Below are 14,692 nucleotides of genomic sequence, written 5' to 3'. Positions count from 1 at the left end.
TCTTCCGATCTCCGCGGCGCTTCCCCGGCGCTCCGCGCCGGGGAACGGGGCGGGTCGCTACGCTCCCCACCAGGGAGCCGCTGCGCGGCTCGACGGTACTCCCGTCACGTTGCCGCCGAACGCGTCGCTGCGCTCCGCTCAAAATCAAAATAACAGTCTCACCAACACAATTCATCGACACGCTATTGACTCCCCCCACCCGAATGAGAGACGGGGACGCACTGCCCCCGTCTCTCTCAACCCGTCCCGATGTCACGCACCCATCATACCCCACCACACCAGACACACCCGGACACTATACGAACCAGATAGCATTGAAATACTCATGCTACCAACCAAATACGACACAACACCAATGTTCCTATGCGCAAAGTCACTCAAAATCACTGTACGACAATATATTTATATAGATATATTGCAGCACAACATAATTCAAAAACGCCCAAAACCAGCATCACCAGGCCCCGCGCGCACCCCGACGCTCCGACCCCCGCACGCATCCGCCGGCCCCAGTCTCCGGCACCCCACCACAACGGGACATGGCATCACCCCAGGTCACAACCAAAAAACACCCACCAGCACCGACACCACACTGCAACCAACCCACCGGAGGCGGCCCGGGTTCCCCGGAGCGGTGGCGCAGTGCAATCCGCAACAAGGATCCACGCACGGCCCAACCAGCGTCAAACGGTGTGGAAGCCCTTACCGGCGATCTTTCTGTCAGGGGTAGTTGCTAGGTTGCCCGCCATGAGCGCACTCTCCGACTTCTTCACGCAGCCCGGCTTCTGGTGGGGCGTTCCCGCGGGCACCCTCCTCGGTGCGGTGGTAACTGGAGGATTCAACCTGGTCTCGACCAAGAAGAGCGACCTTCGCAAGATCGATCAGGAGAACGATCTCGACGCCCGAAAAGCGGAACGCGAGCAGGAGCAACGCAATCAGGCGATCGTCTTCGAAGCCGCCAGCAGCTACGCCACCACGGCATCAGACATGCTTCTCGCTGTCATCGATGAAAATAAACTCTTCAACTTTCTTCGCGACCAAGTGCTGTCCGATGCCGGAGAGATCGACCCAAATGCCATGGAGAAGATGGCGTTCGTGGAGACCCAGGTGACCGAGTTGAAACGTCTCGGTTTGTCGCTGAGCAACCTGAAGCTGTTCGCCTCCACTGAACTGCAGGATGCAGCAGTACGCGTCTTCGAGGCACTCCGGACGGTAGTCAGCCAGACCACCGAGCCGATGGCGAAGAACGCGGCGATGCAAGCCGCAGCGATCGAGCTGGACAAGTTCGTCAATGTCTTCCGCCAGGAACGCGGGCTACCCAAGTACGAGACTTCCGACGCGGCACGGGCGCAGGCAGGGTATGTCGAGACCTTAAAGGAACAGGTCGAGACGTTTCAGGAAGAAGCACGGCAACACATGCGTGCAGCAGGGTTCACCTCGACGCCGTGGGACTAACGAACACCCGCATTCAAGCTGCACGGCGCACCCCTTCCGCGGCAACGACGGGGGCATCAGTGCGTACCTCAGCTATCCAGCGCTCAACACCAACGCGCCCGCCTACACAGAAAACCGCCAACCTACACAGAAAACCGCCAACGTTCGGCAGGTCGACATCCGGGGCGTCGATATCGGCACGTCAATGTAGATGTCGTGATTCGGGTCATCCTCGGTGTTGGGCAGACGGTCCAGGCCGTACTGCTCCTCAAGCTCCCTAAGGCGCTCAGCTGCCTCCTGGGCTCGGCGTTCTTCATCAGTGCGACAGATCCTGGTGGCGCCGACTCTCATGTTCCATACAGACACTTCCGCACACCCTCGAGCGGATCGGTGCCTCGGTGGCCTCGGCCCGCTCCGCCGGTACCCGCCGCACCTACGCCCCGGTACGGCGGACATTCACCACCTGGTGACGAAGCGAGGGACACGCCGCGTTGCCGGCGCATCCGGTGACCCTCGCCGCATATCTGGTCTCCGCCGCCGACACCCTCACTCCGGACGGCACCCGCGCCTACGCCCCCGGCCACTTTGGCGCACCATCTCACGGCGATCGCGCATCATCACCGCGAAGCCGGACACTCCAGCCCCACCGGCGATGACCTGGTGCGGCAACGATGTCCAGGATCCGCCGCGACTACGCCCACCGCCGGAGACCGACCCCGCAATCCGCGGGCACCGCTACTCACCGCCGACGTCCTCACCATCGTCGACAAAGCCCGCTCGAGCTGCCGGAGTCGGGCCGATGAGGTTCTGGAACGCCGCGATGCCGCGATCCTGCTGCTCGGTTTCGCGGGGGCGGTCCGGCGCAGCGAACTCGTCGCCCTCACCTGCAGGGACATCGCGGTGCATCGGCTCGACGGGTTGCACATCCGGCTGCGCAAATCCAAGACCGACCAGGAGGGCCGCGGCACGATTCGGGCCCTCGCAGTGCACTGACGACTGACAATGACCGGCCCATGCGAGCAGCTGACAACCAGAACGAGACGGCGTCCCGGACGATGCCGTCCGGGACGCCGCTACCGCATCATGCGGGTGTCGATGACGCGAAAGTGTCGAGGTCGAGAGCGATCTCGACACCGTCCTTCTCCACGACGATCTTCGCGTGCACCGCACCGGTTGCGGCCAGGTACTGCCGCAGGGTCGAGAGCAGCAGATCATCCCGGTTCTCAATCCTCGACACTGTGCCCTGGTCGGTGTCGAGGATCTTCGCAACTTCGGTTTGCGTCAGGTTGCCAGCCTTGCGGATGTCCGCGAGACCTTGAGCATAGATCCGGTTGACCTCCGCACGTTCGGCCGCGTAACGGGCGACGTCGTCGGCGATTAGCGGGTCCGCGGCCAGTCGGTCGATACGGTCGTTTCCGCGGGTGAATCGGGTCCGGTCCAACGGTTCGGCCATCACTGATCTCCTTCTTCTGCCTGGAACTTCCATGCTCGGATCGCGGTATCGGCTCGGGGGCCGACACTGTTGTAAAACACGTCACCGATCCTCGACTTGTCGCCCGCAAACAGCGCCACCACCACGGTGTTGCTGTTCGGCGGGAACCAACAGATCAAGCGGAACGCAATGCCAGGGTCGAAAGGACGGGCTGTGCGCCACACCGGATACCGACCCAACTGACGTACCCGCTTGAGGTCAGGCTTGTCCTCGTCCGGAGGCCCGGGCAGATCCCGCAGCAGTTTCAGTGCGTCGACAGCCCGAGCAAGGATGCGCCGAGAATGCTCGTCACCTCCTCTGGCTTTGACTTCGATACGGTCGAGCCAGTCCCAGAACCCTTCCGGGGCATCTACGTCCACACCCCCAATATGGCATCAAAACCATATGTCGTCAAGGCCATACAAAGTGATGTGTCAGCCGCGACCTCGGCCCCAGATCAACACACCACCAGCAAGACGGGCCGACATCGCACCGGGTGCACACAAGGCGAACGAACCCCTCTGTCCAACCTGCCAGTGACGATGTCACCGCAGTCATCCCGGCACCGTCGCGCAGATCCGTCGGCGCCCGCAAACTGTAGACGAACAAGGGGCAGCGCTTGTCGTGAGTCACCATGAGCCTCACGGGATCGGGAGCTCTTGTCGATGGGTGTGCGTCGTCAATATTCCACGCACGCAGATGTATCCGAGCCGGCCCCAACTATCCGCCGGGGCCGCCCCACAGTCCACCGGTCAGAATGCGGCGTCCTTCTTCCCGATGCTGAGAAGGTATTCCTCCGCCTCGGGTTCGGCGGTGAACGAAAGCACCTCGCCGACGTGCCGACCTAGCACTTCGAGGACATCCTCGGGAGTGGCGTAGAAGAACTCGCGTCTCGGGTTCACCTTGTTGACCCGCCGTTCGGCGAATGCTTCGTGCAGTCTGGCTTCGACGGTCACCGCGTCCTCGGAGAAGAACAAGGCGTGCACGTCGAAGCGGAACGGCACCGATGCGTCACCGAGTTCACGCACCCTGTCCATCGGGTCGAGCCTGCGGGTCATCCCGATCTTGACCATGTTGATTCCGAAAGCGCCCATATTCGAGATGACGTAGACGTACCCGGCGCGGATGTTCGCTGCCCGATAGTCGACGTCATCGATGGCGCGCTGGACATCAACGAGCTTGGATCTCAGGCGTTCGGCAGCAGCGCTGTCGCCGTTCGCCTCCAACGTGGCCAAGGCCGATTGGTAGTGCGCCAATTCCTTGTCCAGCTTGGCGCGTTCGGCGGCCAGTTCCTGCTCGGCTTTGCGTTGCTCGCGCAACTCCTCGCGCCGCGCGCGTTCGGCTTCCTTTTCCTCCTGGACCTTCTGGTGGACATCGGCGGCCAGTTCGAGTTCCCGCAATCGAAGGCGGTGATAGTGATCTGTTACGCGTAGAGCGATCATCTGCCCCTGACGGGCAATCTGTTCGGAAGCCTTGAACAGTCGTGCGGACGCCGCCGCGAGATTTCCGGCCTTGACGGTCTTGACGCAGTTCTCCGCCTCGGCGTTGTAGGCGCGCAGCATGATCTTCGACATCTCCGAGACGAACTTTCGCCCCTGCGTTGCGGAGTTGTTGAACGTGAAGTTCGAGGTGGCGGTGATCGCGGTCTTGTCGCGCACCGCCTGTTTGATCGCTGCCTGCACGCGGGCGAGTTCATCCTTGAGCTGTACGGACGTTTCTGCCGGGTGGTGATACCGGTACAACGCCACGGTCTGGAGTTCTTGCTGACTGTGGGCTTCGACGAGTTCCGCTCGTGCTGCGGTGATCTGCGCGGCCAGGTTGGTGTGTTCGGCGCGCAACGCGGCAACCTGGTCGTTCAGGCGCGCGGTTTCGGCATCGAGCGCTGCTACCCCACCGAGCCCCATCTGATCGACCAGACGGCGCAAGCGATCCACCTCGGACTGCAGCTCCTGGGCACGCTTCTTCGCATTGAACAGCGTGATGCGCTGCTGCGAGGACTCCGGCGAGCTCGACGGCGGTAGGGACTCGGACGGCTGTACAGATTCCGGAACGAGCGGTTGGGTCGCAGAGGTCCACTGGGTTCCGTCCCACCAGCGCAGCTGCGCGGCGCCTTCGGGATCGGGATGCCATCCAGGTGGTGCAGTCATCGCCAACAGATATCAGATCCCACCGCGCTCGTGTCATCGGGGATATGCCATCTGCGTGGCATTTCGCCGTGCCCCACAGACAAGACCGGACAAATCCGGTAACCGTTCCGGACCGTCCGACGATCCACCGGATATGAAGACCGCGTTTCGACTTGCTGCCCTCGGGCTCGCCGCTTTCGGCGCACTCACGGCCTGCGGCAGCGGTGCCGCACCGAACCCCTCGATCCCGTCCCTGGCCAGCACTCCGAGCCACCACGCTCGCCGAGCTGGGACAGGTGCTCGGGCTCTCCCTCAGCGAGCTCGTGCGGTCGGTCCTGGGCCGAAACGGGGTGCGGGCACTGCCCGACGAGTTGATCGCCGAGGTCCGTGCCGCACGCATACCGGTCAGCGCGGTCCAGCGGTGGGTGTGTAGTCGGAAAACAGCCGGCGGTGGATCGCGTCCGTCATGTTCGGTCCGGGCGCGGTCTGCTCCGCCGTGGGGTCCGGCCGGCGCCGAGGCTCGCGCGGGTCACGGCGACGGTCGGATGCGTCGGTGCTGCGATAGTCCATGTGCCATCACGCTTTCTGCTCGATGAACGACGCGGAGGGAATCGGGGTCAGCATCGATGATGCCATCCCCAGCACCACACCGTCGTCGACCACGAGGCCGCATCCATCGACCCCGGCACCGAACCGCGCAGCGGAGAGCCGTCACCGGCGCTCGAATCACGTACGTCGGTACCGACGGAACACAATGGGGTTTCACCGTCGACGCTCCCGGCGGTGGTAGCGGTATCGCCCGGGCGAACGATGGCTCCATCGTCTACACGGTGGGAAGTTCGCTCTCACGTACGGGAGAGGTGGCGCCCGGCTGGGTGACTCGAATCCCTCCAGGTGGTGGTGCCGCCCAGATCCCTCTCGCAGTCCACAACCCCTGCGATGTGGCCACTGACAGCACCGAACTCGTGGTCCTCGACTGCGGGACCGGCAATGACGACGCGCAGGTCATCCGAGCGGACATCACCAGTGGCGACATCACTCAAACGGTCACCGGATTCGTACAACCACGCGGTGTCGATCTGGACCGGGCCGGCAACATCCTGATCGGGGATGCGCAGTTTCGGGACGGAGATTCGGCGGTTGTGACAGTCAGGCGTGATGGAACCCGCACCGAGACCGCGGTACCCGGGTTCGACCTGCTCGATGTCGCCGCTGCAACTGACGGATCGCCCGTGCTCGCGGGTGCAGAAGGCGACGCTCCCCGAATCGTCCGCCTCGGAGCAGATGGCACCCGCACTGCGCTGCCCTTCACCGGTGTCGTCTATCCTACCGGTGTTGCAGTCGGACCCCAGGATGCGGTCACCGTCTCGTATCTCGAGGGCAGCAGCACCACCTCCACCAGCCGTGTCGTGAAACTCGTTCCGGATCCCGCCCCCGAACCGGAACCAGAGCCGGAACCGGAACCCACCCCGGTATTACCGCCGATTCTCGGCAGCAGTGGCAGCAGCGAATAGCTGACATCCCGCCCTTTCCCGTCGTCGATCAGCATCGTGTCCTTGATCGACGACGGGCCAGCTGGTAGCACGATGCAGCTTTACGCAAAGTTTGGGCCGGAGTTCAGTGGAGAGCCCTTGCGTATCGGCTCGTTCGACCCCGTCGTCGACCAGAGCCCTGCGTCTTTGCCGCCGCGACTTGAGGTTTTCATCGCTAATCGCGGGGGGACGCCTATACCTTGCGCGGGTAACGATCGGGCAGACTGCAGACATGGCCAATGATCATTTTGATGTCGACTCAGAGTTTGCCCTCGAATCTTCACGGCCGGTCCCTGACATGAAGATCGCGCGCGAGATCGGCGAGGTGTTCACTCATATGCTCGGAGACGGTCGGTCCGTGATCGACCCGGCGACCACGATCTGGACAGCTGAGGCGGCAGAAGAACTTCGGGCCAGAATTGGGGACAACCCCATCGTCGGAAAGGACCAGGGCCAATGGGAAAAGCTCGACCGGCAACTTCAAGGAGCATCTCGTGAGGTCGTGCTCCTTGCGGCCGAACTCGTCTTCCTACGAGAGCACGCGCTTCGGTCGGCCCGCCCCGAGACACGCAGGGCCCATGTCGACCGGGTGCTGACGCATCTCGACTCCCCTTTGGCAATCCCGGAGCCAATGTCCACCTGGCTTGACCGCCCGGCCGGGACCGCAGGGTTCGACCCCGGTTCCTGGTACAACGGGGTACTGTGGCGACACGTCATTTGGGCTTCGACCTTCGTGCGCCACTGGACTGGCCTGTCGGAGGCCGAGCGCGAGTCAGCGCGGAGCGATCCGTGGGAGCTGCAGCGCGTCATGCTCGCCTCCGGTGACGACCGCTCCGACATCCGCAACGCCCTGCAGTTCCTTGCGCGACCCGATGTGTTCGAGCCGATCTCTTCGGCCTCGATGAAGGTGAAAATCCGTGATGGTCTGGCCGATCGAATCGGCGGGGCGTCAGGCGGCACCCCTGGCTCGATCGACCGCGATCTACTCGCGATCCGCGCCGCCCTCGCTCACGAGGTCGAGGGACCGTTCCACTTCTGGACACCTGGGGTAGCGGAGCTCTGGGACGCCTCCCGCGCTGAATCGACTCTCACAGACGTTGAAGTCGGTGAGCTGGTTGAGCCTCGTCCACGCCACTACTGGCTTTACTCCCCTGGGCCGCAAGCTTCGGAGTGGGAGGAGTTCTCGTCCAGCGGCATCATGGCGATCGGTTGGGACGAGCTCGACGACCTCGCTACGTACCCGAGTCGAGAGTCGATTCGACAGGCACTCGACGTCGAGGGGACCGGCGGGTCGTTGAGAAACGACGTTCTTGCAGTGTGGGAGTTCCAGAACGAGATCGCCGTGGGCGACATCGTCTATGCCAAGCGCGGGCGGCGCGAGATCGTCGGGCGCGGCGAGGTCACCTCCAGCGCCCGGTTCGAGCCGGGTCGCACCTCGTATCGCCATGTGCGCTCAGTGAAGTGGACCCATATGGGGTCCTGGGAGCACCCCGGGGATGCCGCAATCAAAACACTGACCGATATTACGAGCTATCACGACTACGTCGAGAACCTTGAAGAGCTCATCGCCGGCGAGGAAGAGCCGGAGTTGCTCGGGACTCCGACGCCACTTCCGGCTTACGACAAGACGGCATTCCTCAAGGAGGTCTATCTGCCGGAGGAGCGATACGAACGTTTGCGCTCTCTGCTGGCGCGGAAGAAGAGCGTCATCCTCGCTGGCCCGCCCGGTGTCGGGAAGACCTTCGCCGCAAAGCGCCTGGCATACTCGATCATGGGGGTGAAGGATCCGAGTCGGGTCCAGATGGTCCAGTTCCATCAGAGCTACTCGTACGAGGACTTCATGATGGGATACCGGCCCACCGAGACCGGTGGTTTCACGCTCACTGAAGGGCCGTTTTATCGCTTCTGCGAGAAGGCCCGCGCCGACGACACCGACCGGCCGTACTTCTTCATCATCGACGAGATCAACCGCGGCAACATCTCCAAGATCTTCGGCGAGCTGCTCATGCTCATCGAAGCCGACAAACGCGGACAAGACCTCCGACTGTTGTACAAGAACGAGACGTTCTCCGTCCCCACCAACGTCCACATCATCGGCATGATGAACACCGCCGACCGCAGCCTTGCCGTCCTGGATTACGCACTGCGTCGTCGCTTCGGATTTTTCGAGATGACCCCGGGCTTCCACTCTGCCGGATTCACCCGTTGGCAGCAAGACGCTGGAAGTCCCACCCTCGACCGCCTCGTCGAAGTGGTCATCGACCTCAACAAGACCATCGCCGACGACCCCGCACTCGGCCAGGGCTTCGCCATCGGACACAGCTTCCTCTCCAGCCCTCCAGAAGGCGCCACCGACGATGAATGGCTGTACTCGGTGGTCGAGGACGAACTCATCCCCCTTCTCGACGAGTACTGGTTCGACGAGCCGACCACGGCCGAGGAGTGGGCCAGCAGGCTCAGGGCCGCCGTCGCATGACCGAGAGGTCCATCGCTATCCGTAACGTGTACGTGATGATGGCCTATGCCTTTCGAGCGATCCGCAGCGAAGGCAACGACCGAATCGCGGCCGAGGCCTTCGACCATCTTCACGATCTGTTCGCGGAAATTCTCGTGCGTGGCGTCGGCACACAGGTCAAGCGCGGTCTTCATCGCGACTACCTGCACCGCAGCGAAGCGCTCGCCACCATTCGCGGACGTATCGATATCACTCGCACCGCAGCCACTCGCTCTACGTTCCGAGGAAGGCTGGTGTGCGAGTTCGACGAGTACGAGCTCGACACGCCCCACAACAGGGCGCTGAAGTCGGTCATCGTCCTACTCCTCCGCCACGGTGATGTCGCCGCGCCCCGCCGGGCTGCGCTGCGTCGGCTTCTGCCATACCTGGACGCGGTGACGCTGATCGCGCCGACATCGATCCGCTGGCGCACGCTGACCTACCACCGCGCCAACGCCACATACCGGCTGTTGCTCGGTGTCTGTGAACTGATCGTCCGCGGGCTCCTCCCCACACAGGATGCCGGAAGCACCAAGCTCACCTCATGGGTCTCGGACGACGCGATGAGCAGCTTGTATGAACGATTCCTGCGCGAGTACTACATCGTCCACCACCCCGAACTCTCCCCCACCGGCTCCACCGTCAAGTGGGACTACGACGATGCAGGCGCACTCGGAGCCGAACAGCTCCCGGCAATGCGCACCGATGTCACACTGCGGCGTGGACACCGGGCACTCATCATTGATGCGAAATATTACGGCCGATCGATGCAGGCCGGGATGTGGGGCAAGCCGACTGTCCACTCGACCAATCTGTACCAAGTATTGACGTACGTGAAGAACGCCGACGTGAACCGCGACGGCTCGGTCAGCGGGCTATTGCTCTATGCGCGTACCGAAGCACCTGCGCAGCCCGGACTGGACGTCGTCGTCCAAGGCAACCGCATCGGCGCTCGAACACTCGACCTCAACCGTCCATGGAACGAACTCAGCACTCAGCTCGAAGACATCGTCACATGGCTTCAGAACTAACACATTGTTCCTACAAGGACGTAATGCATCGAAGCTGACTTCCAACCCCGTATTTCCACCACAAAGAACTCTCGGCGGCGGCAGGTAAGGCGGAGAGCAGGGCACTGATCGACATCCACCGCGGGCTGACGTCATCGGCGCCGACCTTGTCGAACTTTGTGACACATCCGTACAGCGCACGAGCAATGATCAGAACCTGTGGATCCCGGGCGGGCGTGCCTTCCCGGAAGATGATCTGCAAGGAATCCGAATTCTGATCAAGACCAGCGTTGGCGCGCTGGCGGGAAGGCACGCCCGTGCTCACGGTAGTAGACAACAACGACGACTCCAACGAGACCCGCAATGCGGCCGGTGCGGGCCGGTCGTTGCTCGACCAGATCGTCCGCGACGGTGCCCGGCAGATGCTGGCCGCGGCGTTGCAGGCCGAGGTCGCCGACTATGTAGCCCGGTATGCCGGTGAGGTCGACGAACACGGCCACCGACTGGTGGTCCGCAACGGATACCACGCCGAACGTGAGGTCGTGACCTCGGCGGGTGCGGTGGCGGTGAAGGCGCCCCGCGTGAACGACAAGCGGATCGACCCCGATACCGGCGAGCGCAAGCGGTTCTCCTCGGCGATCCTGCCCGCCTGGGCTCGCAAGTCCGAGCAGGTATCGGAGGTGCTGCCGCTGCTGTACCTGCACGGCCTGTCAACCAGTGACTTCGGGCCGGCGCTCGAACAGTTCCTCGGCACCGGCGCCGGACTGTCCGCATCCTCGATCACCCGGCTCACGGCCCAGTGGCAGGACGAGGCGAAGGCCTTCGGCACCAGGGACCTCTCGCAGGTCGACTACGTGTACCTGTGGGTCGACGGAATCCACCTGAAAGTCCGCCTCGAGCAGGAAAAACTCTGCCTGCTGGTAATGCTCGGGGTCCGCGCCGACGGCCGCAAGGAACTCGTCGCACTCACCGACGGCTACCGCGAATCGACCGAGTCGTGGGCCGATCTGCTGCGCGGCTGCCGCCGCCGCGGGATGCGCGCCCCGGCGTTGGCGGTCGGCGACGGTGCGCTCGGGTTCTGGAAGGCGCTGCGGGAGGTGTTCCCCGACACCCGCGAGCAACGCTGCTGGTTCCACAAGCAAGCCAATGTTCTTGCTGCGCTCCCGAAGTCGGCGCATCCGGGCGCGTTGGCGGCGATGTGATGGCGCTCTTTGATCCTGCTCAGACCTGCTCACCGAAAGTGCTCACCCGTGTGGCTCCGCCGATGAGGGCGGGTCTCCTTCGATGCTGGTGGTCTCTGACCACGCACCAGCACCCCGAAGGAGACCGCTTTCTCATGTTGACATGGGAGGAAGACGTGGAGATCCACGCACTGCACAAACGAGGCTGGACGATCTCGGCGATCGCCCGGCACACCGGCCGAAACCGGCGCACGATCCGCAACTATCTGAACGGCACCACCACCCCCGGCATCCGTAAACCCGCTGGTGAGGATCCGTTCGAACCGTTCGTCGACTACGTCACCGCTCGTCTGACCGAGGATCCGCATCTGTGGGCACGGACCTTGTGCGACGAACTCGAAGACCTCGGCTACACCGCCTCGTATCAGACGCTGACCCGCCAGATCCGGCAACGCAAGCTCCGGCCCGTCTGCCAAGCCTGCGCGTGCGCGACCGACCGCCCCAACGCGGTCATCGACCATCCGGCGGGGGCGGAAACCCAGTGGGACTGGGTCGAGCTGCCGAACCCACCCGCCTCGTGGGGCTGGGGTAAGACCGCATATCTGCTGGTCGGATCGCTCGCGCATTCGGGTCGGTGGCGCGGGGTGCTCGCCCCGGCCATGACCCAGCCGCATCTGATCGACGGCCTCGACCGGATCTGCCGAAAACTCGGCGGCCTGACCCACACCTGGCGATTCGATCGAATGTCGACGGTCTGTTACCCCGACAGCGGAAAAGTCACTGCCTCCTTCGCCGGGGTCGCCAAGTATTACGGCGTGTTGGTGGCGATCTGCCCACCGCGGTCCGGCAATCGCAAGGGTGTCGTCGAGAAGTCCAATCACACTGCGGCCCAGCGATGGTGGCGCACCGTGGCGGACGAGCTCACCGTCGAGCAGGCCCAGGCGAGCGTGGACAAATTCTGTAGTCGACGCGCCGATGCCCGGATGCGGGCCACCGCCGACGGCAAGGCCCCGGTGCGCACCGTCGCCGACCGGGAACCGTTGACGTCGATGCCGAGCAGTCCGTATCCGGTGGTGCTCAGCGAACCGCGCACCGTCTCGAGGCAGGCGTTGGTGGCCTACCGCGGCAACCGCTACTCGGTGCCCCCGGAACTGGCCGCAGCGCAGGTCACCGTCACCCGGCAGCTCGGCGACGAGGTGATCGACATCGTCACCGCCTCGCAGATCACCGTCGCCCGCCACCGGTTGGCGCCGGACGGGGCCGGCGCCGTGGTGCGCGATCACGGCCACGTTCACGCCCTTGAACAGGCCGCGATGGCCGGTGCCGCGGCCGGAGGCCGACCGCACCGCCGCAAAGAACGCATCCCACCCGGACCCGAGGCGCTCACTGCGGCAGCAGCATTGCGCACCAACACCACGGACCGCCACCCACCGTCGACGACACCGCGATCGACGGTGGTCGACCTGGCCGCCTACGAGCGCGCAGCCCGCGGAAGGAACACCCTCGTATGACCACCACCCCCGACACCACCGCGACCTCGGCAAGTCTTTATCAGCGTCTGCGAGGACACTTGGCGACGCTCAAGTTGCACGACGCTGCCGAAGCGCTGCCGTCGGTGCTCGACCGAGCCCAGAAGGACGGTCTGTCGATGACCGCAGCGCTCGAACAGCTGCTGTCGATCGAGGTCGACGCCACCGAAGCCCGCCGCCTCGCCGGGCGGTTGCGGTTCGCGTGCCTGCCCACCCCGGCCTGTCTCGAGGACTTCGACTTCGACGCCGCCCCCGGCCTCGATCGGGCATTGATCGCCGAGTTGGGCACCTGCCGGTTCCTCGAAACCGCGACGAACGTCCTGCTCATCGGGCCGCCGGGGGTCGGAAAGACCCACCTGTCGGTGGGCTTGGCGCGGGCGGCCGCGCATGCCGGTTATCGCACCTACTTCACCACCGCCGCCGATCTGGCCGCCCGCTGCCATCGCGCTGCGATCGAAGGCCGGTGGGCGACGACGATGCGGTTCTACGCCGGCCCGACGCTGCTGGTGATCGACGAACTCGGCTACCTACCCCTGCCCGGCGAGGCCGCCTCCGCACTGTTTCAGGTTGTCGCGCAACGCTATCTGAAGACCTCGATCATCATCACCACCAACCGGGGTGTCGGAGAGTGGGGTGAGGTCCTCGGCGATACGACCGTCGCCGCCGCGATGCTCGACCGGCTTCTGCACCGATCGGTGGTACTCAACCTCGACGGGGATTCCTACCGGCTGCGTGATCACCACGCCCGGTCGGAAAAGCTCCGTCAAGCCACCACCGGCACCCGGCAACCGCTACAGTGAACCCGCCCACGAGTGGGCACTTTCGACGAGCACAAGCGAGCACCTTCGCTGAGCCTCATCAGATGAAGGAGATCTACAACGCGGAGGACATCGACAAGGCCCAGTTGGCGATCGCGGCGTTCGAACGCGACTACGGCGCGAAGTACCCGAAGGCGGTGAAGAAGATCACCGACGATGCCGACGTGCTGCTCGAGTACTTCCGGTATCCAGCCGAGCATTGGGTGCACCTACGCACCACCAACCCGATCGAATCCACCTTCGCCACAGTGCGATTGAGGACCAAAGTGACCAAGGGCCCGGGTTCGAGGGCGGCGGGGATGGCGATGGCCTACAAGCTGATCGAGGCCGCGCAGTCCCGGTGGCGGGCGATCAACGCGCCACACCTGGTCGCGCTCGTACGGGCCGGCGCTCTGTTCCACAAGGGCAAGCTCCTCGAACGGCCCGTCGATATCACCCCCGAACCGTCACCTGATTCGCCGGTGTCCGAGGTCGCCTGACGACCCTCGATCCACAGGATTTGACTATTTCTCACAGCGCACCGGGGCGGGAGTTGACAACAACAGATTGCCGTCCCGACCGGCGAACGGCACGAACTCGGGCACAAACGTCCCCGTCGCCTCACCCGTGGCATTACCGGTGAGCGATTCGGCGTCGGCGTCTTCATCGAGCTCGCCCACACATCTCCAACTCCAGTCGACGCTCGTCCACTACCCGATCCAGATCGAACGATAGCGCCCCGTGGAGTGGTGGACTTCGGATTGGCTCTGCAGCACACGTAGCGATCAACGAGTCGTGCTGAATACTATGCTGTTTCGCTTGAGCCGGTCAACGACAACGCCGGTTCGGTAGCGTGTTCCTTCGCGGCGATCACCGCACGGAGCTCGTCCATGCTCACATCCGAGACATAGCGGCGGGTGACCTGCCATTCGTCGTGCTGCTCGATGACCACCGCGGTCGCCAGACGCAGGAACGCCGCCGGGTTCGGGAAGATCTCCACGACATCGGCTCGACGCTTGATTTCCTTGTTCAACCGCTCGATTATCCGGCCCTCAGGGATGAGATCAACCCTGATCTCACATCGAATCAGCGATCGAGACGCTGCAAGTGGTCGGTCA

At 63.8% G+C, this 14,692-nt stretch carries 12 protein-coding genes and 3 pseudogenes; 9 read left to right on the top strand and 6 right to left on the bottom strand.

Going from position 1 to position 14,692, the window contains the following annotated elements:
- Window positions 1-747 precede the first annotated feature (747 nt).
- Both NVV99_RS25480 and NVV99_RS27195 read left to right on the top strand, forming a co-directional pair.
- A complete protein-coding gene (locus tag NVV99_RS25480; protein ID WP_064257648.1) occupies window positions 748-1,455 on the top strand; it encodes a hypothetical protein in 708 nt (235 codons plus the stop codon).
- A gap of 564 nt (window positions 1,456-2,019) precedes the next feature.
- A complete protein-coding gene (locus tag NVV99_RS27195; RefSeq protein ID WP_308072595.1) occupies window positions 2,020-2,427 on the top strand; it encodes a hypothetical protein in 408 nt (135 codons plus the stop codon).
- A gap of 88 nt (window positions 2,428-2,515) precedes the next feature.
- Here NVV99_RS27195 and NVV99_RS25470 read toward each other — a convergent pair whose 3' ends face one another.
- The 3 genes from NVV99_RS25470 to NVV99_RS25460 all read right to left on the bottom strand — a co-directional run bounded on the left by NVV99_RS25470 (window position 2,516) and on the right by NVV99_RS25460 (window position 5,052).
- Complete coding sequence (locus tag NVV99_RS25470) at window positions 2,516-2,887, bottom strand: helix-turn-helix domain-containing protein (protein ID WP_064257650.1); 372 nt, start codon at window positions 2,885-2,887, stop codon at window positions 2,516-2,518.
- On the bottom strand, window positions 2,887-3,285 hold the full coding sequence (locus tag NVV99_RS25465; protein ID WP_064257651.1) for a hypothetical protein: 399 nt from the start codon (window positions 3,283-3,285) through the stop codon (window positions 2,887-2,889). The genes NVV99_RS25470 and NVV99_RS25465 overlap by 1 nt, the downstream gene beginning before the upstream one ends.
- Window positions 3,286-3,657: 372 nt before the next feature.
- The gene (locus tag NVV99_RS25460; RefSeq protein ID WP_064257652.1) at window positions 3,658-5,052 is read right to left on the bottom strand and encodes a DUF4041 domain-containing protein; all 1,395 of its coding nucleotides are present in this window, start codon (window positions 5,050-5,052) and stop codon (window positions 3,658-3,660) included.
- 920 nt (window positions 5,053-5,972) lie between these two features.
- Between NVV99_RS25460 and NVV99_RS25455 the strand changes: the two genes are divergently transcribed.
- The 3 genes from NVV99_RS25455 to mcrC all read left to right on the top strand — a co-directional run bounded on the left by NVV99_RS25455 (window position 5,973) and on the right by mcrC (window position 10,088).
- Window positions 5,973-6,545: a hypothetical protein gene (locus NVV99_RS25455; RefSeq protein WP_219130582.1), complete on the top strand. Its 573-nt coding sequence runs from the start codon at window positions 5,973-5,975 to the stop codon at window positions 6,543-6,545.
- A gap of 250 nt (window positions 6,546-6,795) precedes the next feature.
- Window positions 6,796-9,039, top strand: a complete 2,244-nt coding sequence (locus NVV99_RS25450; RefSeq protein WP_082921202.1) for an AAA family ATPase — start codon at window positions 6,796-6,798, stop codon at window positions 9,037-9,039.
- On the top strand, window positions 9,036-10,088 hold the full coding sequence (gene mcrC / locus NVV99_RS25445) for a 5-methylcytosine-specific restriction endonuclease system specificity protein McrC (RefSeq protein ID WP_064257655.1): 1,053 nt from the start codon (window positions 9,036-9,038) through the stop codon (window positions 10,086-10,088). The genes NVV99_RS25450 and mcrC overlap by 4 nt, the downstream gene beginning before the upstream one ends.
- A 10-nt stretch (window positions 10,089-10,098) precedes the next feature.
- On the opposite strand, the gene NVV99_RS25440 is transcribed toward mcrC, so the two are convergent.
- Entirely contained in the window at window positions 10,099-10,392 is a 294-nt protein-coding gene (locus tag NVV99_RS25440; protein ID WP_156666277.1) for a hypothetical protein, read from the bottom strand.
- Between NVV99_RS25440 and NVV99_RS25435 the strand changes: the two are divergent.
- The 4 genes and pseudogenes from NVV99_RS25435 to NVV99_RS25420 form a co-directional block, all read left to right on the top strand.
- A pseudogene (locus NVV99_RS25435) lies at window positions 10,385-11,266 on the top strand (IS256 family transposase); the annotation flags it as partial. The gene NVV99_RS25440 and the pseudogene NVV99_RS25435 sit on opposite strands and share 8 nt — an antisense overlap.
- A gap of 137 nt (window positions 11,267-11,403) precedes the next feature.
- The gene (locus tag NVV99_RS25430) at window positions 11,404-12,759 is read left to right on the top strand and encodes a helix-turn-helix domain-containing protein (protein ID WP_068158111.1); all 1,356 of its coding nucleotides are present in this window, start codon (window positions 11,404-11,406) and stop codon (window positions 12,757-12,759) included.
- Window positions 12,756-13,577 (top strand): IS21-like element helper ATPase IstB, encoded by an 822-nt coding sequence (gene istB / locus NVV99_RS25425; RefSeq protein WP_068158116.1) that lies wholly within the window; start codon window positions 12,756-12,758, stop codon window positions 13,575-13,577. The genes NVV99_RS25430 and istB overlap by 4 nt, the downstream gene beginning before the upstream one ends.
- Window positions 13,578-13,639: 62 nt before the next feature.
- Window positions 13,640-14,074 (top strand): annotated as a pseudogene (locus tag NVV99_RS25420) (transposase); the annotation flags it as partial.
- A 24-nt stretch (window positions 14,075-14,098) separates the two neighbouring features.
- Here the strand turns inward: NVV99_RS25420 and NVV99_RS25415 are convergent.
- Together NVV99_RS25415 and NVV99_RS25410 are read right to left on the bottom strand one after the other, a co-directional pair.
- Window positions 14,099-14,254 carry a hypothetical protein gene (locus tag NVV99_RS25415; RefSeq protein WP_156666319.1) on the bottom strand — a complete coding sequence of 52 codons (156 nt, stop codon included), beginning with the start codon at window positions 14,252-14,254 and terminating at the stop codon, window positions 14,099-14,101.
- A gap of 125 nt (window positions 14,255-14,379) precedes the next feature.
- A pseudogene (locus NVV99_RS25410) lies at window positions 14,380-14,616 on the bottom strand (transposase); the annotation flags it as partial.
- Between the last annotated feature and the right edge of the window lie 76 nt (window positions 14,617-14,692).

Origin of the sequence: Rhodococcus sp. PAE-6, assembly GCF_025290685.1 — a bacterium.
GTDB lineage: Bacteria > Actinomycetota > Actinomycetes > Mycobacteriales > Mycobacteriaceae > Rhodococcus > Rhodococcus pyridinivorans.
Note: the sequence above shows the minus strand (reverse complement) of the source record. Positions and strands in the feature narration are given on the sequence as shown.

Bases quoted from the DNA above. Each gene is read 5' to 3' on its own strand.
- NVV99_RS25480 (WP_064257648.1), top strand. From the start codon at position 748: ATGAGCGCACTCTCCGACTTCTTCACGCAGCCCGGCTTCTGGTGGGGC.
- NVV99_RS25470 (WP_064257650.1), bottom strand. From the start codon at position 2,887: ATGGCCGAACCGTTGGACCGGACCCGATTCACCCGCGGAAACGACCGT.
- NVV99_RS25460 (WP_064257652.1), bottom strand. From the start codon at position 5,052: ATGACTGCACCACCTGGATGGCATCCCGATCCCGAAGGCGCCGCGCAG.
- NVV99_RS25450 (WP_082921202.1), top strand. From the start codon at position 6,796: ATGGCCAATGATCATTTTGATGTCGACTCAGAGTTTGCCCTCGAATCT.
- mcrC (WP_064257655.1), top strand. From the start codon at position 9,036: ATGACCGAGAGGTCCATCGCTATCCGTAACGTGTACGTGATGATGGCC.
- NVV99_RS25430 (WP_068158111.1), top strand. From the start codon at position 11,404: ATGTTGACATGGGAGGAAGACGTGGAGATCCACGCACTGCACAAACGA.
- istB (WP_068158116.1), top strand. From the start codon at position 12,756: ATGACCACCACCCCCGACACCACCGCGACCTCGGCAAGTCTTTATCAG.